The following is a 22,650-nucleotide window of genomic DNA, read 5'->3' on the forward strand; positions in this document are numbered from 1 at the left end:
CAAGAAAGAACGAACATGTTCATCAGGATACTGAGTATCGTCGCCGTTCTGTTGTGCTGCGCAACGCCCGGACTTGCACAGACAAGCCAGTCATCGTTCACACGGGCCGACTCGCTACGCGGCATGTTAACGCCCTTGCGTACCTGCTACGACGTGACATACTACCATCTCTCGGTTAAGGTGGACACGGCAACACGTTCGATCGAGGGATTCACAACAATCAAATTCAACGTTGTGAGCGACTTTGATGTAATGCAGGTGGATTTGTTTGAGATTATGAAGATCGGACGGATTGTGTTTGAGGGGAATACTGAACTGCAATACGAACGGGAACATGCCGCCGTATTCGTCCGCTTTCCGAGATCGCTGAAGCGAAAAGGGGTGCATGAGATTACGATTCACTATTCCGGCACTCCTCAGGAAGCACGGAGGCCGCCGTGGGGCGGGGGATTTACGTGGGCACGTGATGGCGAAGGGAACCCCTGGGTTGCCGTTACCTGCCAGGGTTTGGGCGCAAGCTCATGGTGGCCCAACAAGGATCATCAGTCGGACGAGCCGGACAGCATGATGATCAGCGTGACGGTTCCTTCCAACCTCATGAATGTCTCCAATGGCCGGCTGCGGAAAACGGAGGATTTGCCGGACGGTTCGACCCGATACGATTGGTTCGTCAGTTATCCGATTAACAACTATAATGTTACGCTCAACATCGCCCGCTACGCCCGTTTCAGCGATACGTATGTTAGCGGGAAAGATACACTCACGCTCGACTACTACGTTCTTCCCGAAAATGTGGCCAAGGCTCGGCGGCAGTTCGAGCAGGTGAAGCCGATGATGAAGTGCTTCGAACACTATTTCGGACCTTACCCGTTCATTCGGGACGGCTACAAACTTGTGGAGTCGCCGCATTTGGGGATGGAGCATCAGAGTGCTGTAGCGTACGGCAACCACTATTTGCAGGGATACAGGGGCAGATCATCCTCCGAGGTGGGACTGATGTTTGATTTCATCATCATTCACGAAACGGCCCACGAATGGTGGGGGAATAGCGTCACCTCCAACGACATTGCCGATATGTGGATCCACGAGAGTTTTGGGGCGTATGCCGAAGCCCTGCACGTTGAGTGTCTGTTCGGGTATGACAAGGCGATGCAATACGTGAACGGAAAAAAATGGAATGTGCAGAACGACCGTCCCATCATCGGCACGTATGGCGTCCATCAACGCGGCTCGGGCGACATGTACGATAAGGGGCAGCTTGTACTGAACACGCTGCGGCACGCTATCAACAATGATTCTCTGTGGTGGAATATCGTGAAGAGTATAGCGCAGAAGTTCAAATACACATCCATCAATGCGGAAGATATTTTTAGTCTTGTCAACGAAAAAACAAAATCGGATTACTCGTACTTCTTCGAGCAATATCTCAAGCAAACAAAGCCGCCCCGGCTTGAAGTTGGCTTGACCAAGAAGGGCGCCGCTCTTGAACTACGCCACCGTTGGGTTGCAGATGTTGAGGATTTTCGTATGCCCGTCAAAGTCGCTTCCGGAGCGGGCGAGTATGTGTTCATTTATCCAACGACGTCGTGGCAAACAGCCCGATTCGACAAGTTGAATCCGCAAGAGTTCCGGGTTGCTGAGGATCAGTTCTATCTCGATGTGAAGTTGACCATCCAGTATCTCGATCCGTCCGGGGGACACTGATTCTCGCAAGTACCTGACAAATTCGTGCCTGAAACACAGACGGTCTGCACGACCCGCCATCAACCTCAAGCACGATAAAACCACAATTGAGCGCCAAATCGCCGCGACCGTTTATGAACTCTACGGCCTGAGTTGGGAGAGAGGTGGCGAATTGTTTCGAAGTAATGAGGACGAAGAGTAGTTCAAGAAGTGTCACAAATCCAGCAACGACAAAATTGTGCAGCGTATCGATTCGGGTACCTAAAGTGCGCAAGAAGGTAGCCGCTGCCAATCTCTCCAACAAAAAAAACTCCTCCAGCGTCACACAACCATCTGGCGGAATTGGAATCTGTTGAGGAACAGTATGGGGTTTAGGCCCCGGGGCGGGTGTTCTTGTAAGATTTCCATCCTTTTTGTAGAAGTCTCAACTACGATTTCACCACAGGAGCCCGATTAACACAGCCGTTCAGCTTTTCCTGCGTTTGGCATGTGTGTTGCTCATCTACTCGTAGTTCGAATAGCCTTCAACAACACGCGGTTCTATGTCAAGCTTTCATGCTATGATGTCAATAGGCGCCCTTGTATTGCTCACGACAATACTCATGGGTTACAATCAGCGCACCGCAATGTCTGCTCTTGATATCACACGGTCGAAGGAAGCATTGGCAATGACTGCGTTGGGTTCATCATACATTGAGTTTGCCCAAGGCTTGGCGTATGACAGGTACTCCGACACTGCATCAGTCCCTCCGGGCAACGCCTCCCTGTTTACTTCCTCAGCTTCTCTCGGGCCCGACGGCGGTAACGAGGATACTCTTACCTCGTTCAACGACTTTGATGATTTGAACGGATATCAACTTGACAGAACAGGGCCTGACGCGAGAGTATACCGGGCATCGTTCAATGTTCGCTACGTGTTACCAAGCGATGTGAATGCCTACACAACCGGCAAGACGTTTTCGAAACGGCTTGATATCAAACTCTGGAGAATCAATCCCCCGTTCAACGGTGCTGACGAGGCAGACACTGTCCGCCTCCATTATGTTATGGGATACTTCCTCTTTGAATAAGAAGATGAGATGGCTACAGCATTAGATTTGCTCATTTCGATGTTCATCGGCATTGCCATTTTCGGGATCCTTATTGCCGGTACCCAGAATGCAGCGGATGACTCCTCCTTTCAGCGCTTCGAAACGCAAACGATGGAATCGTTGCTTTCAACGATGGAAGTAATCGAGTCGGACATGCGAAATGCGGGAGCGGGAATAGCAGATACGCTGCCGAAGATCAGCAAGGCCGATCTCTCAGAAATGATACTGCATCGGGTTATTAACCGGGGTTCGGCAAAGGCGGACACGATCCACTACTCAATCGGTCCAACGAATGAAGTATCGAAGACAGAAAACCCCGACGACAGGTTCTTGTACAGAAAGCTAAACAAGGAACCGGCTTTACGAGTCGGTGTGGTAACGGAATTTGCGCTCCGATATCTGACGGCCGCAAATGTCGAGTTGCCCGTACCGGTTCCGGCTGATCGCCTGACGGAAATCAATGCAATGGAACTGACCATTGAAGTCCAGAGTCCGCATGCAATTGAAAATGCTGCAGGAATCGAAGGGCCCAAACGCTATACTGCTTCGCGTTTTGTCAGCAGAAGGTTTGAATCAAAAAATCTGAAACGTTAGGAGATTCTCTATGCTCAGCAAGGCATCATTAATCATGGTCATGGGATTTGGCGGAATTGTCGGGTACATTGGGCTGAATATGGCACGGAATGCGGGTACGGCCAACGACAACAGCTCCATATATGCCGAGAAGGCAACATCGCAAAATCTGGCATTCACCGGTGCGAACATAGGTCTGGCAAATCTCTACCAGGATTCGCTGTGGCGCGGGCCCGTAACACAGCAGGTTGATGTGAATGGAATGGCCGGGAGCTTCACGGTTCATGCAGAGGAGGGAGCGTCGGGGTCACTCGTCCGGAGTATTTCCTCACTGAGGTCCATTGCCGGCCCCATGAGGCACGATACCGTCGAGGTTTCGTTCGCGGATGCCGAGGAAAACAGCTTCTCGCTGTACGCGTGGATGAGCAACAACGAGGGGAATGTGTATTGGTTTACGGGAGACACGGTGTGGGGGGCTCTGCATTCGAATTCAAGCTTGAATGTTTCCGGCTATCCGGTGTTCATGGAAAAAGTGACGACTGCAGGTGATATTAAGGGGGATAAGAAGAATGCAAAGTTCAAGAAAGGATACAAGACAGGTGCGTCGCGCATTACATTCCCGAGTGATCTTTCGAGGTTGGTGACAGCGGCAAATTCAGGAGGGCGATACTACGGACAAGCGGTTGAGGTAACGCTGCAACCCGGGTCGGCTGCTGCCGGCGACGGGAAGGCTATTGTGCGTTCTCTTTCAGGTACTACGATCAATGACACCATCCAAATTTCTTCTTCAGGCTTCAATGGTGTTATTGGAAGCTCCCAAAAGGTCAACGTGAAGGGGACGCTTGACGGGAAATTGACAGTATTCTCTCAACAAGACATTTGGATCCAGGACGATGTTACGTACGCAAGCGGATCTAACTACTCTACAAGCAACGATTTGCTGGGGCTGGTTGCAGACAAGAACGTGATCATCACAAACAATCAGGCCAATGCCCTCTCGGTAAAGATCCAAGCTAGCATTTTCTGTAGAAGCGGGTCATTCTATGCTGAAAACTACCAGAGCCGACCCAAGGGAGTTCTCCAGGTACAAGGCTCCATCGTCCAAAACGATCGTGGGGCAGTCGGCACATTCTCTGGATCCTCGCTCGTTTCGGGGTTCCAAAAACGGTATACGTATGACCAACGTCTTGCCAACAACCAGGTCCGGCCGCCATTCTATCCGGGTTTTTTCGATCTACGCCGAAGGATTGCAGGTTGGTGGACCGGGGGCGGAGGGTTACAAGGGGGATGAAATTCCATCCTGCAGGACTTAACTCCTGACAGCATGAGGCGTTCTGCTTAAGCAGAGGCCGATACTGAATGTATCGGCCTCTTCCATTTTTGCAGGTGAGAGGAAAGTTTGTACCTTACAAAGGTACTCAGCCTGGCAATGGTGATTGGCGCTTTCCCACGAGTACAGAATTCATTCACAATGAAATCATCCGATGGCTTTCCCGAAACAAAATCGCCTCGCCCGCGAGAAAAGTCCGTATCTCCTTCAGCATGCAAACAATCCCGTTGACTGGTATCCCTGGGGTGATGAGGCATTTGCCAAGGCGCGTTTGGAGGATAAGCCTATCTTCCTTTCTGTCGGCTATTCAACGTGCCATTGGTGCCACGTCATGGAGCGTGAGTCATTCGAAGTCGAATCCATCGCAGGGATAATGAACGACCTCTTCGTTAACATCAAAGTCGATCGCGAAGAACGCCCCGACGTTGACAAAGTGTACATGACGGCGCTTCAAGCGATGGGTGAGAATGGCGGCTGGCCGATGTCGATGTTTCTGACTCCCGATCTCAAACCGTTCTTCGGTGGAACCTACTTTCCTCCCGAAAACCGATACGGCAGAATCGGGTTTCCCGAATTGCTTCAACGCATCAGTCAGATTTGGAAGAACGAACGCGAACGGGTGGCGGAATCTGCCAACGGTATTACGCAGTTTCTGCACGATTTGCCGGCAGCAATGAAAGAAACTGAGTCGCTGGACATCGCGTTCCTACAGACTTGTTTCACACAGGCAACAAAGAACTACGACACACAGTTTGGCGGATTTGGAAGCGGACCGAAGTTTCCGCGGCCGGTTGTGTTCAACTTTTTACTTCGTTATTTCAACCGAACCGGTGAACCGCAGGCTCTGGACATGACCGTGCAATCGTTGCGTCAAATGTCCAACGGGGGGATGTATGATCACCTCGGCGGCGGCTATCATCGCTATTCCGTGGATGGTGAATGGCGGGTTCCGCATTTCGAGAAGATGGTGTACGATCAGGCACAGATATGCATTGCATTGGCGGACGCATATTCGATAACCGGAGACCCCTTCTTTGAACGTCGATTGCGGGAAACGCTTGCATACGTGTTGCGGGACTTGACGGATACCGGCGGAGGATTTTATTCTGCTGAAGATGCCGACAGCAGGCTCACGGATGCTGCCGATGAAACAGGGGAAGGGGCATTTTATATCTGGTCGAAAAGGGAAATCGACGAAGCGCTCGGCGATGAAGCACGGATATTCAACTTCTATTACGGCGTGGAGGAAAGCGGAAACGCGTTGAACGATCCGCAGCATGAGTTTACGGGAAAGAACATTCTGTATGTTGCTGCCACAAGTGCGGAAACGGCGGCCTTTGCCCGCGTGAGTGAGGCGGAGGTTGAGGCACGGCTTGAGCATGCGCGACAACAGCTCTTCGATATCCGGTCGAGGCGATCACGGCCCCATCTCGATGACAAAATCATTACTGCATGGAACGGGCTTATGATCTCTGCATGTGCCCGTGCCGCGCAGGCTCTGAATGAGACCGCGTATGCGCAGGCAGCGGAGCGGGCAGCGACATTTGTCATGGATAATCTCTTCAATCAAGACACACACACTCTGTATCGGCGGTATCGGGATGGAGAAGCGAAGTTCGACGCCTATCTCGATGATTATGCATTTCTGACTCAGGGGCTGATTGATCTGTATGAAACATCCTTCGAACCCTGCTGGCTCCAACAAGCAATGCGTTTGACGGAAAAGCAGATTGAGTTGTTTTGGGATGAGGCAGCAGGCGGATTTTTCGATACAACAGGGAACGATGGCTCGATACTCGTTCGCATGAAAGAACAATACGACGGGGCCGAGCCGACGGGAAACTCTGTCGCAGTGATGAACCTGCTACGACTGTCCGTTATGACGGATAATCGTGATTGGCGCGTAAAAGCCGGACGAACATTGAAGGCATTCGGTGATGTCTTGCAGAAATCGCCGTTCACAATGCCGCAGATGGCCGCGGCGTTTGATTTCTCACTTGATGGTGTGAAGCAGATTGTTATCGCAGGAAGGCGGCATGATGAGGCAACAGGTAAAATGATAAAGGAGATCCATTCCCGCTATCTCCCGAACTCAGTCATACTCCTTGCTGAGGAAGCACCACAGATGAATTTCGGAAGTGCCGGAGCGTTTCTGAAATCCATTTCGATGATTGATGAGAAGCCGACTGCATATGTATGCGAGAACTTCGTCTGCCGGCTGCCGACAACCGATATCGCGAAGATGATTAACTTGCTGGAAAGCGAATCGAAGTCAAGTTCAATGAGATAGCAGGGAACAGCAAAGCCGGAACGGGGTATTCCGGCTTTCATTCAGTGGATCGGGCGCGTGAGGGTCCAGCCAGGTTTGCGCTTTTTCATATTCTCTTCGCCGGCGTTTGACCTGAATTGCTCTGCAAGTTGACGGGCGAACAAATCTGCTTGGTTCTTATCAAGAAACCAATCTGTGCTGATGTGTTTGTTTAGCAGTAGTCTCTTGCGTTGGAGGCGAACAATCCATGGCATTCCCTTTTCGTTCGCCTGTCTTGTTTCAATGATGTAGTTGCCGACGGTTGTATTCATGGAAGAAATCCGCGGGAATGTTATGTATATTTCAACTACAAAGTACACAGAAGCACGACCAAGTTCAACACCGGATCACTTTCGATGACTATTCGGATTACCTCGTCGTTGTCCATTCCCGAACATGAAGTGACATTCCGATTTGCCCGAAGCAGCGGACCGGGCGGACAGAATGTTAACAAGGTGGCAACGCGTGTCGAGTTGGTGTTCAACGTTCGGGATTCGGCATCACTGACGAACGCGCAGAAAGAGCAGGTCTATTCCAGGCTGGGTTCACGCATCGATTCCGGCGGGAACCTTCACTTCGCATCACAAGAATCGCGGAGCCAATGGAGAAACCGAGAAGTGGTAGTTGAGAAGTTCGCGTCGCTAATGCAAAAAGCCCTCGCTGTCCAGAAGAAAAGAAAACCAACCAGACCCTCCGCAGCATCGCAGCATTCCCGCATCCGGAGCAAGAAATCCCACAGCGTCAAGAAGAAGCTGCGGGGAAAAGTGAACGCCGCCGGCGAGTAATTATTATTCAGCTTTTCTTCACCACGGAACTTCGCCCCCCGTTTCAGTGTTGTAACCGTGCACTCTTCTCTTTCAAGTAAGAAATCCATAACCATGAAGACTTTTCTAAGAACAGTATTGCCGGTGCTCGCCGGTTCAGTCGTGCAGCTTTACGCGCAAACAGGAACCATCACCGGAACAGTTGTCAACCGGATCACACAGGAGCCGTTGCCGTTTGCAAACGTCAGGATTCTCGGAACCCAGTCCGGCGCTGGGACTTCGGTTGACGGTACGTTTTCGGTCGCGGAGGTTCCGGTCGGGACGTATCAGGTTCAGGCATCGCTGGTGGGGTTCGCGCCGTTCATCCTGACCGACGTCGTGGTACGAGTCGGGAAGCCTGCAGACCTGAAATTCCAGTTGCAACCTGCAGATATTGCTTTTGAAGAAGTGGAAGCAAGCGGGAGGTATTTTCAGAAATCGCCCGATGCAGCTGTAAGTATTCAGCAGCTTTCGTACGAGGAAATCAGGAGATCGCCGGGAGGATTTGAGGATGTTGTGCGGGCTATTTCCGTTTTGCCAGGTGTCGCGCAAGTGTCGCCGGGACGAAACGACCTTGTTGTCCGCGGCGGTGCTCCATCCGAGAATCTCTTTGTTGTGGACAATATTGAAATTCCCAACATCAATCATTTCGGCACGCAGGGCGCCAGCGGAGGACCGCTCAGCTACATCAATCTGGATTTTGTACGAGAGACCGCCTTTTCTACCGGTGGCTTCGGTGTGCGATACGGTGACCGCATGTCATCCGTGCTCACGATAGACTTGCGTGATGGAAGAAGCGACAAACTCGGAGGCAAAGCAACCATTTCTGCAAGTCAGTTCGGCCTCAATGTTGAAGGGCCGCTTGACAACAACGGTACATTCGTCTTTTCTGCGAGGCGAAGCTATCTGGATTTGATTTTCAAAGCGGCGGGCTTTGCCTTCGTTCCCGAGTATTGGGACTTCCTCGGAAGAGCATCGTACAAGATCGACAATGCCAATCGTTTGACATTTCTGGCGGTGGGAGCGATAGATGATGTGAGCTTCTTTAATGATGACGCAACAAAGAGATTCGACAACTCACGCGTACTCGGCACGGCGCAACGGCAATATGCGAGCGGAGTGAGTTGGGTTCACCTGTTTGGAAATGGATTCTCGACTGTCACGCTTGGCCGCAGTTACGTGAACTACAACGGCGTTCAACGCGATTCACTTCTCGTCCCGTTCTTCACTAATCGCTCGAAAGAAGGGGAGACAAGCCTCCGCGGCGACGTGGTGATGCAGCTGCCGTATTTGGCTGAAGTGTCATTTGGTGCACAGGCGCGATACATCAACTTCAAGGCAAACCTTGGGATGCCGGAGTATGTCACCACGTTTGGTGATACGCTCCAAATTATGGTGAATAATTACGCGGAAACCGGACAGAAAATCGGAGTGTACGCACAATATTCGCAACGGGTGATGACACATCTCCAACTGACCGTAGGCGGAAGACTTGACTACTTCAGTATGATCAACAAGAAAACGTATCTCTCGCCCCGGGGTTCCATCACGTATGATATTTCGGATCTTACGTCGATCAGCGCCAGTGCCGGGATGTATTACCAGAATCCGTCGTACATCTGGTTGGTGGCGAATCCACTGAACAGGAATCTTGAAGCTGCTCGTGCCGATCAATATGTGCTGGGCGTGGAACATTTGCTGCGGGCCGATCTGAAGCTGCGTATCGAAGGATTCCATAAGAAGTACCGTAACTATCCGGCCAGCGTGACGCGGCCGTACCTTGTTCTGTCCAACACAGGCGGAGGCTTCGGCGGATCTGACGAGAACTTTGCTTCGTACGGACTTGACCATCTGGTGAGTGGCGGAAGGGGACGTTCATACGGTATTGAGTTCCTTCTGCAGAAGAAGCTGTCGGAAATACCGATGTACGGACTTGCAAGTCTGACGCTGAGTTCGACGAAATTTACCCCCCTTGATGGTATTGAGCGGCCGGGTGCATTTGATCAACGCGTGATGTTCAATGTGGGCGGCGGCTATCAGTTCAACGAGCGGTGGGAAGCAAGCGCGAAATTCCGGTTCGCTTCCGGCAGCCCGTACACGCCGTTCAGCCAGAATGGAACGCAGAGTGCCGCCGCGTACAATTCCTCCCGATTTAACAATCTCCACAGCCTAGACATACGGGTAGATCGCCGCTGGAATTTTGCGAATTGGGATTTGATTGTCTATCTCGACATCCAGAATATCTACAACAACAAGGCTGTGAGCCAGATTCGCTGGAATGCGCGTGAGCAGCGTGCAGAAGTGAACGAAAGCATTGGAATTCTCCCTTCCATCGGAATCAGCGCCGAGCTCTAGCGCCTCCACGGCAAACAGATGCAATAGATGTAACCGGTTGCACCCGCAGATCATTTCCCATATATTTAATCCGGTTGCCAGCAGCCTACGAACATTCGTTCTCCGGACTTTCCCAAGAACACAAGCAGCGACACGCGTGATATTGGAGCGATGAGCGATCAAGGACGTTTCAGCGCCTCCTGAATATGAAGCGTACGCTCTGTTTCTGCTGTGTTCATTTCTTCCACATCATAAGGGTCAGATCATTCATGAAACTTGATAGTTTCCTTCACGCTCTTCTTCCCAAAGACGACAAGTTCTTCAAGTACTTTGAAAAGGATGTCGACAATCTGCAGCAAGCGGCGAGGATGTTCAGCGAACTGATGTCGAATTCAATGTCAAAGGAAGAACGTGCCCAGAAAATCCGCAGGATCGAGGAATTTGAACACAAGGGAGATGAGATTACACATCAGATTTTTTCCGAGCTCGGATCGACGTTCATCACACCATTTGACCGTGAAGATATTCATGCGTTGACATCAAAGCTGGACGATATTCTCGACTACATTCAAGGAGCGGCCAACCGGATTGTCCTGTATCGTGTCGATATCATTCTCCCCGAAATGGAGCGACTGGCCATTCTGATCTGCCAGGCAGTCAACGAACTCAGCGTCGCAATCCACCATTTACGTGACTATCAGAACGAGTCGAGTATTCGCGAGAATCTTGTGAAGATTCACAGCATCGAAAACGAGGCGGATGATTTGTTCGAGCGTGCCATTGCCAACCTGTTCGATACCTGCAAAGACCCGATTCTTCTGATCAAGAACAAAGAGCTGATTGTGAGTCTCGAAACGGCAACGGACAAGTGCGAGGATGCGGCGAACGCCATCGAATCGATTATCGTCAAGAACGCCTGATATGCTGACACTCGTTATCATAATCATTGTGATGGCTTTGTTGTTTGATTTCCTTAACGGAATGAACGATGCTGCCAACTCCATTGCAACAATTGTATCGACACATGTACTTTCGCCCAAGCTTGCGGTATTGTGGGCGGCGTTTTTCAATGTTGCCGCAGCGTTTGGATTCGGTGTGCATGTTGCCAATACAATCGGGAGGGGGATTGTTGAGCTGTCAGTTGTGAACGAGTACCTGATTCTCGGAGCATTGATCGGGGCCATCGTCTGGACGCATGTCTGCACACGATATGGCCTGCCGATCAGCGTCTCGCATGCCCTCATTGGCGGGCTTGCAGGTGCCGGGCTGGCGAAAGGCGGATTTGAGGCGCTTGTAGCCGCCGGTCTTATCAAGGTATCATTGTTCATTTTTCTCTCCCCTCTGTTGGGATTGTTGATAGCATACGTTTTTATGGTTGGTGTAACGTGGTTGTCGCGGAATTCTTCGCCGCACAAGGTTGACCGCGTCTTTCGGGTGGGACAGTTACTCTCATCGGCTGCGTACAGTCTTGGTCACGGCACAAATGACGCGCAGAAAACCATGGGTATTATTGCGTTGGTTCTTTACACATCGGGTTATCTGGGTGACGAATTCTACGTTCCGGTCTGGGTAATTCTTTCGGCACATGCGGCAATCGGACTTGGCACATACATGGGAGGGTGGAAAGTTGTCCGCACGATGGGAATGAAACTAACCCACTTGCGACCAATCGGCGGTTTCTGTGCCGAGACAGCGGGTGCCTCCATCCTTCTCGGAACGGCGCTGGCAGGAATTCCCGTCAGCACTACCCACACGATTGCCGGTGCCATAATGGGCGTTGGGTCAACAAGGAGGTTGTCGGCTGTGCGGTGGGGAATCGCAGGCAGAATCGTTTGGGCATGGGTTCTTACGATTCCGGCATCCGCGACTGTTGCCGCCGGAGGATATTACATCGTTGATGCCATCCACAACCTGTTTGTGTGACAAAGAAATGGCTTGAACTTCGTTCCTGTTTTCTGTATCATACATCCACATTTGAAATCCATTCCGCGATAGCTCAATGGTAGAGCATGCGGCTGTTAACCGCAGGGTTGCAGGTTCGAGTCCTGCTCGCGGAGCCAGAGGCCTTGGGATTACTCCCCAAGGCTTTTGCATTTACAATCAACTGCTTAGGTGTCTCCTCTCCTCATGATCACAGTGAAAAGTCTATGTGATGTGGCGGCTGTGAGCCTGAGCAATTGAAGCCTCAAAAAATGGGTGACAGTCTTTGTGCACCCCGCAGGCCTGTGTGAACCGTCTACCGGACGAAAGAGGAAATCGTTCGGTCGCAAGCAATTTCATTTGACAAACGATTCCGTCCGAAGTATATTTGGAGGGAATTTTGTAAGCATCAATTTGTTGACACTATGCCGGTCCCGTATCGGTCACTCCGGACGTCTCTTCTGTAGCATTTTCTATCTAATCACATTTCACAGGATGTATGCGTGCAACGGTAATTTGTGTCGCTTTATGGAGTGCTACGGCTCTTGCGTCCGAGATGTTCGGCGGCCCGAGGGATAATCTCACAAGGATAAACCGCGTCGATACTCTCGGCAACGAATGTCTGAATTTTCCGTTCCCTCAGAATGCAACCTATCCTTTCGGCCTCATGCCGAACGGCAGAGATCATGCAATGGCTTACCAATCCTATCTTGCATGGAAAAACAACTACGTCACAACCGACGGAGCATGCGGTTTCCGCAGGGTGGTGTTTAACGACATGAATACGACTTACTCCGAGGGGATAGGATACGGGATGCTTCTCGCCGTCAATGCAGGCGATCAGGAGTTGTTTGATGATTTGTTCGGATACTACAACAACTTTCTCGATCAAAAAGGACTCATGCACTGGTGGATCGGGAGTAATTGCCAGGTTATCGGAATTACGGCGGCAACGGATGCGGATCAGGATGTGGCGTTTGCGCTTCTTCAGGCTCATCGGCAGTGGTGCAGCGAAGGGGCAGTCAACTACCTTCTGAGTGCACAAACGATCATCGATCGGTTGTACGCTCACACGGTTGAACCGGATACGTATGTTCTCAAACCCGGAGATAGTTGGGGAGGCTCGCATGTGACGAATCCTTCGTACTTTGCTCCGGCATACTACCGGGCATTTCGTGAGGCAACAGGGAATGCGGGTTGGGATTCGGTTGTTACCAAATGCTATGAGATTCTGAACAACGCGGCACATCACACAACGGGTCTGGTGCCCGATTGGTGCCAGGCAAATGGTCAACCGGCAAACGGGTTCGCGTACTACTACTACTACGATGCAACACGAACGCCGTGGCGGGTCGCTCTGGACTACCTGTGGTATGGTGATCAACGTGCTTACGAATTCTGCAAGAAGATCTCAAATTTTGCTCGAGGGATTGGCGCTCCCAATATTCTTGAAGGATATCATCTCAATGGAACTCCCCTCAATTGGTCGCACATCAATGTGTTCATCGGTCCGTTTGGCGCGGGTGCAATGGCAACGGATGAAGCGTACCAGGCATTTTGTGATTCAATGTACGATGAGAACGTAAATACCATCCCATGGTTCATTCCCGGAAATTACTATAACTACAGTTTGAGGACGCTCACGCTGTTCCTTCAGACAGGGAATTTCCTCAACCCGAACGAAGTGCCGTTGCCTGTGCATCTCGCGTATTTCAGAGGCCGGGTTACCCTGCCCGGTAACCGCGCATTGCTTGAGTGGGGAACGCTGTCCGAGCTGAACAACTATGGATTTGAGATCCAGAAACGAACTCCATCAGCGCCGGAGTTCGCAACGCTGCCCAATAGTTTCATTCCCGGACACGGCACAACGCTTGAGCCGCAATTCTATTCGTTTGCAGACAATGAAGCCATCACGCGTCCAACATACTACAGGCTGAAACAAATTGACCTTGACGGGAGATTGCATTTCACTGATGCAATCTTGGTGGAGGCACCAACGTCGGTTCATGAGGAAGCAGTTCCGGTTGCTTTTTCGCTGTATCAGAACTTTCCGAATCCTTTCAATCCCTCGACCCGGATTCGCTTCGGCCTCCCGAATGACGCCAATGTCAAGATGAGTGTGCATAATACCCTCGGACAACTCGTTGCTCAACTGATCGATGAAGAGAAGCCTCGCGGGTATCACGAAATGGTATTCCGTGCAGAGGGGTTGTCGAGCGGCGTGTACTACTGCACGCTCAGAGCCGGAGGATTCGTGGCATCCAGGAAACTCATTCTCGTCAAATAGTATCACGAACTCTGGTTTGTAAGGCGAAATCGTCACAATCTGCTCCCCCTTTGCCGTAATAATTCGTTTTCAGTTCTTGACAACCCTCTCATCTACGCGTATATTTTAGCGCGAGACAATCTCGTATCCACGAGCACACACCAACCTTTCGCGAAAGGTGGAATTGGGGGAGAGTGAACCCGCTTCGATTTGTAGAAAGAATCCTTCTTGTTGCCTTTGTGAGTGCCGGGTCATTATGGGCACAGCAATTCGGCATTTCCGACACGCTGGAATGTCACAACTATCCATTTCCTCAGGATGCGATTTATCCCCACGGTCTGATGCCGGCGGATCGTAATCACCTTCACGCTCAACAATCATACCTCAGTTGGAAGAACAACTATGTTACATCCTCCGGAGCCTGCGGGTTTCGGCGCGTGCTGTTCAACGACATGAACTCGACTTACTCCGAGGGAATCGGATACGGAATGCTGCTTGCCGCTAACTTTGATGACCAGCCATTGTTCGATGACCTTTGGCGCTACTACGTGGCCAATCTTGACCAGTACGGATTGATGCACTGGTGGATTGGCAACAACTGCCAGGTGTTGGGCATCAATGCCGCGACCGATGCCGACGAGGATGTTGCATTTGCGCTTTTGCTTGCCGACAAACAATGGTGCAGTACCGGCCCTCTCAACTACAGGCAACTTGCAGTCACGCAAATCAATCGGATCTATCAACGCCAGGTTGAACGCAACACGTATGTGCTGAAGCCCGGGGATACGTGGGGAGGTTCCAACGTCACAAATCCTTCTTACTTTGCTCCGGCATACTATCGTGCATTTCGCGAAGCCACAGGCAATGCCGCGTGGGATTCCGTGATTACAAAATGTTATCAGATTCTGAACAACGCCGCACACCCGACAACCGGGCTTGTGCCTGATTGGTGTCAGGCGAATGGTTTGCCGGCAAGCGGCTTTGCCTATTATTACTACTACGACGCAACAAGAACCCCGTGGCGAATTGCGCTGGATTATTTATGGTTTGGTGACGAAAGAGCAAAAGCTTTTTGCGAGAAGATCTCATCGTTTGCCCGCAACATCGGGTCAGTCAATATTGGCGAGGGATATCAAATAGATGGAAGTCCAATGGGTTCGGCGCATATCAATGTGTTTGTCGGGCCGTTCGGGGCCGGCGCAATGGGAACGGGGGCACCATTTCAGGCTTTTTGCGATTCCGCTTATGAGGACAATGTCGCAACGGTGCCGCAGTTCGTGAATGGAAACTACTACAACTACAGTCTGCGAACCCTCACGCTTTTTCTTCAGACGGGGAACTTCTTCAACCCATTGGCGGATCCGGTTCAGATACCGGCAATCCCGTCATTGGTGAGTCCTGTGAATGGGTCAACCACCAATCCCACTTCTCCCGTACTGGTCTGGCATGCGTCCGCGCGGGCCACGAGCTACAGAATACAAATTGCGGCTGATTCAACATTTACATCATTGATGCTTGATGATTCGACGCTGGTTGACACAACACGGTTTGTTACGGGATTGTCAAATGCAACCTCGTACCATTGGCGCGTTAAGGCGAAAAATCATGTTGGATGGACTGAATTTGGTGCCTCGTGGAAGTTCACTACAGTTCCGTTGCCACCGGTTGCTCCGGCACTTCATCTGCCCGCTAATTGGGCAGCAGGAGTAGCGGTTTCTCCTACTCTTTCATGGGATAGCTCACAGAATGCGTCAATGTATCGGGTTCAGGTTTCAAGCGATTCGTTGTTCTCAAGTGTTGTTGTTGACGACTCCGCGGTTGCTGCAACCTTCTTGCCCGTCGGGCCACTGAACTTTCTGACGGCATACTATTGGCGTGTAAGTGCCCGCAATGAAGGGGGCTCGAGTCCGTTTTCGGAGGCATGGCGTTTCACGACTACGCTTCCACCGCCTTTACTCCTTATGCCGCCCGATGGCGCGGTAGGAGTCTCAACCAATCCTTTACTCTCGTGGGATTCAGTGGCGGGTGCGCTCCGGTATCAGGTACTGGTTTCGCGGGATTCGTCATTCGGTATTGTAGTCCTTGATAGTGTGGTGGTCGGCGAAATTGAATGTTATGCAGCCGGACTGGAGAATTCACTCCAGTATTTCTGGAGAGTAAGGGGGAGCAACACGGAAGCTGTCGGAGTCTGGTCGGATGTATGGAGGTTCACAACAATACTCCGATTGCCGGATCAGGTCGTACTGGTTGCCCCGCTGAATGCAGCAGTTATCGCATCCGACAGTGTGCAATTCACATGGCGCCCAAGCGGGCCTGCGGTAGACTTCTATTGGTTTGAAATAGCAAGTGATTCAACCTTCGAAGATTCCAAAATCGATTCGACACTGACAGATACCATTCGCGTAGCCCGCGGCCTCGTGAATCATTCCTTGTATTGGTGGAGGGTGAGATCAAAGAATGAAGCGGGTTGGGGAGAATTCAGCGATGTTCGAAGGTTCAGTGTGTTGACCACGAGTTCGGGCACAACATACGCAGTTCCTCAGGAGTTCGAGCTTGCGCAGAACTATCCGAACCCGTTCAACCCGACGACGACAATCAGGTACGGTTTGCCGCGCAACTCGGATGTTTCCCTGTTCGTGTTCAACACTCTTGGCCAGGTCGTGGAAGAAATGGTAAATGATTATCAGCAGGCCGGCTATCATGAAGTCGTATTCAGGAACACTCGCCTCGCGAGCGGCATCTACTACTTTCAATTGCGTGCCGGGGGAGTGATTCTGACAAAGAAATTCGTTCTGATCAAGTAGCAGCAAATCAACGCATTCCTCTCTAACCGGGAATTTTGTGACACGACGCATGTGCAGGATTCGGACTTTTACGCACAATGCTTTCGTTCACTCACTCAGTAGTTTCGTACGTACCACAACAACGAGATGACCACTCCCAATACGCCGCTTGTGTCGGTTGTTATTCCCGCCTACAACGCAGAAAGGTTTGTCGGCAAGACCATCGAGTCGATTCTGTTGCAGACCTACCCGCACTTTGAAGTCCTTGTCGTTGACGATGGTTCAACAGACAGTACAGCAGGTATAGTCAAATCGTTTGCTGTTCACGATTCCCGCGTCAAGCTTCTTCAGAAACCCAACGGGGGGGTGGCGACGGCACGCAACATGGGTATTCGGAACGCAACAGGCGAATATGTTGCCCCATGCGATTCCGATGATGTGTGGTATCCCGACAGATTGAAGGCGCAGGTTGAATGTATGATACAATCGGATGAGTCTGTTGGACTCGTCTATTGCTGGTCAAAGATCATCGACGAAGATGACCGGCCCATTGTTGATATAACGCACTCGTATGAAGGGCGAGTATTTGCCGATCTGGTCTATTCAAATTTCCTTGGAAACGGCAGTTGTGCGCTCATCCGGCGAAGGTGCTTTGATGCGGTGGGGGAGTATAACGGCGCTACAACACCATGTGAGGAATGGGACTTGTACATCCGTGTTGCCGAACGTTACAAGGTCCGTCTCGTCCCGAACATTCTCGTCGGATACAGGGAGGTGCTGACCAGTTTGTCTGCAAATCATTACCGGATGGAAGGAGCCTTTGCATCGCTGCTGAAGGAGATAAAACATCGTCACCCGCACATTCCAAATCCGATACTCCGGGTGGCGAAGGGGTCGTACTACCTGTACCTTACCGGAAAGAGTAATCGTCGCAGTCGGTATGGCACATCTCTCAGGTATTTAGGGATCAGTCTTTTTTCAGATCCGTTGCGATTCTTTTCGTCAGAATTCCATTCTACACTTGCAAAGGCAATCCTCCGTTTCCTTGCCCATCCTGTAACTTCCAGAATCTGGAAGGACGATCGCATGTGGCGCACGATGAGGCGGAAACTTCATGCTCCGGCGACGACACAAGAACATGGTGAAGCAGAGAACAAACGAACGCCCGCTACAGCAGCTCCTTTGCGACTGTTTGACCGCTTGCATAACTCCCGCATGAAACGATTCAGAGACGAGGCAAACGCCGTTTTGTCCGCCGACGGGCACAGGACATCAGGACAGTAAGAACGGCTCCACCGTGCGGAAGAATCCGAATTCCTTTTTGAGCTCCGATGACATATAGGCATTTTTTATTCTCATACTCCGGATTCCAACGAACAGTCTTCGCCACTGTTTGGATGGTGTTCATTCTTGTCAGTTCCACACGCTGTCAATGGACAAGCAGCACGAGCGGAAGTACAGACCCGCTTTCTGCGGTGACACATGCCGGCGGCAGCCGTTGGTACGCTGTAGGGGCACGCGGGTTCATCGCCTGCTCGGAAGACAGCGGTGTTACATGGAGCAAGCAATCAAGCGGCACAAATACTTGGCTCAGTGCAGTCAGTTTCGTTGATGAAAACACGGGATGGATTGTGGGATGGAATGGAAGAATGCTCACCACCTCCAACGCCGGAGAAGTGTGGCTGCAATACGAAGGAGGGACGAAGAAATCGCTGTACGGCGTTTCCTTTTCAGACAAGAGAAACGGAGCCATCGTCGGTTTCGAGGGAACGATTCTTCGAACGAAGGACGGTGGAGCAACCTGGGTGACGCAGCCGGGCGGAACAACGGCGAACTTGCGCGGCGTGTTTCTTATCGATAGTGTCACAGGTATTGCCGTGGGGTCCGAAGGAACAATCCTCCGCACGACCGATGCGGGCGAGACGTGGACTCGGCGACCGTCAGGGAAATCAACACTGCTCCACAACGTTCGTTTCACCAACGCGGGTTTTGGAATAGCGGTCGGCGAAGCAGGAACGATCCTCACTACTACCAATGGTGGCGTAGATTGGCGAGAGGCCCCCTCCAACACTACGTCGGATCTTTGGGATGTATGCTTTGCTGACACAAAAATCGGTTTTATCGTCGGGTCTGCCGGCGCACTGTTGAAGTCGACAGACGGCAGGAACATTTGGGCTAACCAGCCAGCCGGAACAGAAACCGATTTGCGCGGCGTGTCGTTTGCAAACGGTACGATAGGTGTTGTCGTGGGTGTACATGGAACGATTCTCCGGACGCAAAATGGCGGCGGTTGCGAGAAGTTTCCATTTCCTCGGAACATTGTATACCAATACGGCGCTATGCCGCGACAACGGAATCACGGGATTGCTGAAGCCTCGTACATGAGTTGGAAGACCGGCTACGTGACGTCGCAAGGTGCGTGCGGTTTCCGGCGGGTGTTGTTTGACGATATGCGTTCAACAACATCCGAGGGAATCGGGTACGGGATGTTGTTAGCTGTTACGTTCGGCGATCAGGCACTCTTTGATGATCTGTGGTCGTACTATCAAAGATTCCTGAACAAAAGCGGCTTCATGGATTGGCACATCAGCGACAGTTGTACAGTTCTGGGATACGGAGGTGCAACCGACGCCGATGAGGATGCAGCCTTTGCGTTGTTGCTTGCCGACGAGCAGTGGTGCAGCGATGGCAAAGTCAACTACCGGGAGGATGCGCAGGTTCTGATTGACCGGATCTTCACACATCAGGTCGAGCCGGAAACGTTTGTTCTTAAACCCGGAAACGGCACGTGGGGTGGATCGCATCTCCTCAACCCATCGTATTTTGCCCCGGCGTATTACCGTGCATTCGAGGCAGCAACGGGCAACCCGGGATGGTCGAGGGTCATGGAGAAATGCTATGAAGTTCTGAGAAATGCTGCCCATCCGGAAACCGGACTTGTGCCGGACTGGTGCAAAGCAGACGGATCTCCGGGACAAGGGCGTGAAAATAATCATTACTATTATTGGGATGCAACAAGAACGCCGTGGCGAATTGCCCTTGACTATCTTTGGTACGGGAACGAAGAAGCACGGCAATTCTGCTTGAAGATTGCCGGATTTGCGCGAACAATCGGCGCAGCAAATATCGGGAACGGCTATTCGTTGGATGGCAAGCCGATGGGGCCCGAACGCAATAGCATATTTGTGGGGCCTTTCGGGGCGGCTGCAATGGTTGCGGGCGAGGAATATCAACCATTGTGTGATTCACTTTATCGCGAGAATGCTCTCCGTGAACCTCCGGCTGTGGGAAATTACTACAACTGGAGTCTGCGCACGTTGACCTTGCTTCTTCAAACGGGAAATTTCCGCCCTCCTGACCTGTTCCGGCGTCCATAGCCGGGTTGCTTGCTGTGTAAAAAATTGCTACAATGTCTGTGGCAACACGCCGGAAGTATCTTCAACCCCAACATCTACCCCCGTTCTTTCACACCCTGCAAGGGAATGCAGGCCCGGCCTTCATGTGAAGAGATTTTCAACGTTTTCTCATCATCATCTTCATCCTCCTGTATTCATCACCATACGTTGCTTCGGGTCAGGAATGACCATTTCCTGCGCAGGATGTGCTGTAGGCACAGCAGATTCACGTTCAGGAAATCACTATGTACAATTCAATAGTCCTTGTCAAACAGGTGCCCGACACCTCCAACATCTCCGGCCAGGTGATGAAAGAGGATGGAACGGTCAACCGGGCGAAGTTGCCGGCGATCTTCAATTTTGAAGACAGAGTCGCGTTGGAATTCGCCCTTCAGATCAAGGATCGCTGCGGCGGAAAGGTAACGGCTGTGACGATGGGTCCGCCCCGTGCGTCCGACATTCTTCGCGAATGCCTCTACATGGGGGCGGACGATGCGTTTCTGATTACCGACAGGAAGTTCGCCGGAGCAGATACGCTCGCGACCTCCTATGTTCTCAGCGAAGCGATCAGGAAGATCGGAGATGCTGATCTCATTTTTGCCGGCAGACAGGCAATTGACGGCGATACGGCACAGGTGGGCCCGCAGACGGCTGAAAAACTCGGCATTCCGCAAATCACATACACCGAAGAAATCCTCGACATCGGCGGGAACAAGATACGCGTCAAGAAGAAAATTGACGGCGGATACGAGATAGTGGAGGCGCAACTTCCCGTCCTTCTGACAGTGCTCAAGGATGCGGCCGAGCCCCGGCCGTTCAGCGCGAAACGCGTCATGGCATACAAAGGGGCGAAGTCACTTCTCGAACTCGAAAAACTTGCCGAAGGAAATTCCCTACTGTACATCGACAAACTCATCTACGAATACAAGAACCGCTCGCTCTTCATTCCGACGTTGACGGCGGAAGATCTGCACATCGACGTCGCACGATGCGGCATCAAGGGCTCACCCACAAAAGTGTACGAGGTGGAATCCGTCGTGCTGACCGGAAGCAAACCGATGCGGTTTGAGAATTCCAAGGCAGGCATGCTCTCCCTCGTCGATGTATTGATGGAAGACAGAATACTGGGATGATGATCATGGAAAACTTCACAAATGATGTCTGGGTGTTTGTTGAGCAACGGGACGGAAAACCCGCTGAAGTGAGCTTCGAGCTTCTCAGCAAAGGCCGGAAATTGGCCGACAGCATGGGAGGAAAACTCAAGGCCGTTGTACTCGGAAACGACGTACAGACCATTGCGGCCGATACATTCCGTTTTGGTGCGGACGAGGCAATGGTTGTCTCCCACCCCGATCTCGGACACTACACAACATTGCCCTATGCACGCGTACTGAATGACCTCGTCGGGGCCCACACACCACGCATTGTCTTGTTCGGCGCCACGATTGTCGGGCGTGACCTTGCACCGCGCATCGCGTCGCATACCCGCAGCGGCCTGACGGCCGATTGCACCGATCTGAAGATTGCGGATGTGACGTATCTCGGCAAGGAACACAAGAACTTGTTGTTGCAGATCAGGCCCGCTTTTGGCGGCAATATCATTGCAACGATTATTACTCCCGATACGCCGACGCAAATGGCGACAGTCCGGGAAGGAGTGATGGAGCTTCATCCTCTCTCTCATCCGCATGAGGTGAACATCACCCACATTCCCTACACTCCGGACAGCGTGGATAGCATTGTGACCATCATCGAACAACACCGTACCGAAAACAAAGTAAATCTGAAAGGGGCCCCGATCATCGTCGCGGGAGGATACGGTCTTGGCACAAGAGAAAATTTCCGTCTCGTTCACGAACTAGCGCATACTATAGGCGGAGAGGTTGCGGGAAGCCGCGCAGCGGTGGATGCAGGGTTTATACCGCATGAACGACAAGTCGGGCAAACGGGAGTGACCGTGCGCCCTAAACTCTATATCGCCATCGGAATTTCCGGAGCTATTCAGCACAGGGCGGGCATGCAGGAGGCCAAAAAGATCATTGCCATCAATACGGATGCGGATGCGCCCATTTTCGATGTGTCGCATTACGGCATCGTTGGTGATGCCACCGACGTCATCCCGAAATTCATCGAAGCATTCAGAAGCAGATTGAAGTGAGGGTCT

The 22,650-nt window shown here is 51.7% G+C and carries 16 protein-coding genes and 1 tRNA gene; 16 read left to right on the forward strand and 1 reads right to left on the reverse strand.

Annotated elements, in window-relative coordinates; all coding sequences use genetic code 11:
• The first annotated feature begins 15 nt into the window (after nt 1–15).
• The 5 genes from KF749_02490 (at nt 16) to KF749_02510 (ending at nt 6,967) form a co-directional block, all read left to right on the forward strand.
• Nucleotides 16–1,704 carry a M1 family metallopeptidase gene (locus KF749_02490; GenBank protein MBX2990016.1) on the forward strand — a complete coding sequence of 563 codons (1,689 nt, stop codon included), beginning with the start codon at nt 16–18 and terminating at the stop codon, nt 1,702–1,704.
• A 521-nt stretch (nt 1,705–2,225) separates the two neighbouring features.
• A complete protein-coding gene (locus KF749_02495; GenBank protein MBX2990017.1) occupies nt 2,226–2,753 on the forward strand; it encodes a hypothetical protein in 528 nt (175 codons plus the stop codon).
• Nucleotides 2,754–2,762: 9 nt separating this feature from the next.
• Entirely contained in the window at nt 2,763–3,368 is a 606-nt protein-coding gene (locus tag KF749_02500; GenBank protein MBX2990018.1) for a hypothetical protein, read from the forward strand.
• Between the two features lie 10 nt (nt 3,369–3,378).
• A complete protein-coding gene (locus KF749_02505) occupies nt 3,379–4,638 on the forward strand; it encodes a hypothetical protein (protein MBX2990019.1) in 1,260 nt (419 codons plus the stop codon).
• A gap of 193 nt (nt 4,639–4,831) precedes the next feature.
• Nucleotides 4,832–6,967: a thioredoxin domain-containing protein gene (locus tag KF749_02510; protein ID MBX2990020.1), complete on the forward strand. Its 2,136-nt coding sequence runs from the start codon at nt 4,832–4,834 to the stop codon at nt 6,965–6,967.
• 41 nt (nt 6,968–7,008) lie between these two features.
• Here KF749_02510 and KF749_02515 read toward each other — a convergent pair whose 3' ends face one another.
• On the reverse strand, nt 7,009–7,257 hold the full coding sequence (locus KF749_02515; protein ID MBX2990021.1) for a hypothetical protein: 249 nt from the start codon (nt 7,255–7,257) through the stop codon (nt 7,009–7,011).
• Between the two features lie 84 nt (nt 7,258–7,341).
• On the opposite strand from KF749_02515, the gene arfB reads away from it, so the two are divergent.
• From arfB to KF749_02570, 11 genes are all read left to right on the forward strand, one after another.
• Complete coding sequence (gene arfB / locus KF749_02520; GenBank protein MBX2990022.1) at nt 7,342–7,770, forward strand: aminoacyl-tRNA hydrolase; 429 nt, start codon at nt 7,342–7,344, stop codon at nt 7,768–7,770.
• 93 nt (nt 7,771–7,863) lie between these two features.
• A complete protein-coding gene (locus KF749_02525) occupies nt 7,864–10,143 on the forward strand; it encodes a TonB-dependent receptor (protein MBX2990023.1) in 2,280 nt (759 codons plus the stop codon).
• A 248-nt stretch (nt 10,144–10,391) separates the two neighbouring features.
• A complete protein-coding gene (locus KF749_02530) occupies nt 10,392–11,042 on the forward strand; it encodes a DUF47 domain-containing protein (protein ID MBX2990024.1) in 651 nt (216 codons plus the stop codon).
• 1 nt (nt 11,043) lies between these two features.
• Nucleotides 11,044–12,045 (forward strand): inorganic phosphate transporter, encoded by a 1,002-nt coding sequence (locus KF749_02535; GenBank protein MBX2990025.1) that lies wholly within the window; start codon nt 11,044–11,046, stop codon nt 12,043–12,045.
• 62 nt (nt 12,046–12,107) lie between these two features.
• Nucleotides 12,108–12,182: transfer RNA gene (locus KF749_02540), tRNA-Asn, on the forward strand.
• Nucleotides 12,183–12,541: 359 nt separating this feature from the next.
• Entirely contained in the window at nt 12,542–14,329 is a 1,788-nt protein-coding gene (locus KF749_02545) for a T9SS type A sorting domain-containing protein (protein MBX2990026.1), read from the forward strand.
• Nucleotides 14,330–14,502: 173 nt separating this feature from the next.
• Nucleotides 14,503–17,112: a T9SS type A sorting domain-containing protein gene (locus KF749_02550; protein MBX2990027.1), complete on the forward strand. Its 2,610-nt coding sequence runs from the start codon at nt 14,503–14,505 to the stop codon at nt 17,110–17,112.
• Nucleotides 17,113–17,238: 126 nt separating this feature from the next.
• Nucleotides 17,239–18,375: a glycosyltransferase family 2 protein gene (locus KF749_02555; GenBank protein MBX2990028.1), complete on the forward strand. Its 1,137-nt coding sequence runs from the start codon at nt 17,239–17,241 to the stop codon at nt 18,373–18,375.
• A gap of 47 nt (nt 18,376–18,422) precedes the next feature.
• A complete protein-coding gene (locus tag KF749_02560) occupies nt 18,423–20,468 on the forward strand; it encodes a hypothetical protein (protein ID MBX2990029.1) in 2,046 nt (681 codons plus the stop codon).
• A gap of 263 nt (nt 20,469–20,731) precedes the next feature.
• Nucleotides 20,732–21,619, forward strand: a complete 888-nt coding sequence (locus tag KF749_02565) for an electron transfer flavoprotein subunit beta/FixA family protein (protein MBX2990030.1) — start codon at nt 20,732–20,734, stop codon at nt 21,617–21,619.
• Nucleotides 21,620–21,624: 5 nt separating this feature from the next.
• A complete protein-coding gene (locus KF749_02570) occupies nt 21,625–22,644 on the forward strand; it encodes an electron transfer flavoprotein subunit alpha/FixB family protein (protein ID MBX2990031.1) in 1,020 nt (339 codons plus the stop codon).
• The last annotated feature ends 6 nt before the right edge of the window (nt 22,645–22,650 follow it).

The organism is Bacteroidota bacterium, from assembly GCA_019637975.1.
Classification (GTDB): domain Bacteria; phylum Bacteroidota; class Ignavibacteria; order UBA10030; family UBA6906; genus CAADGV01.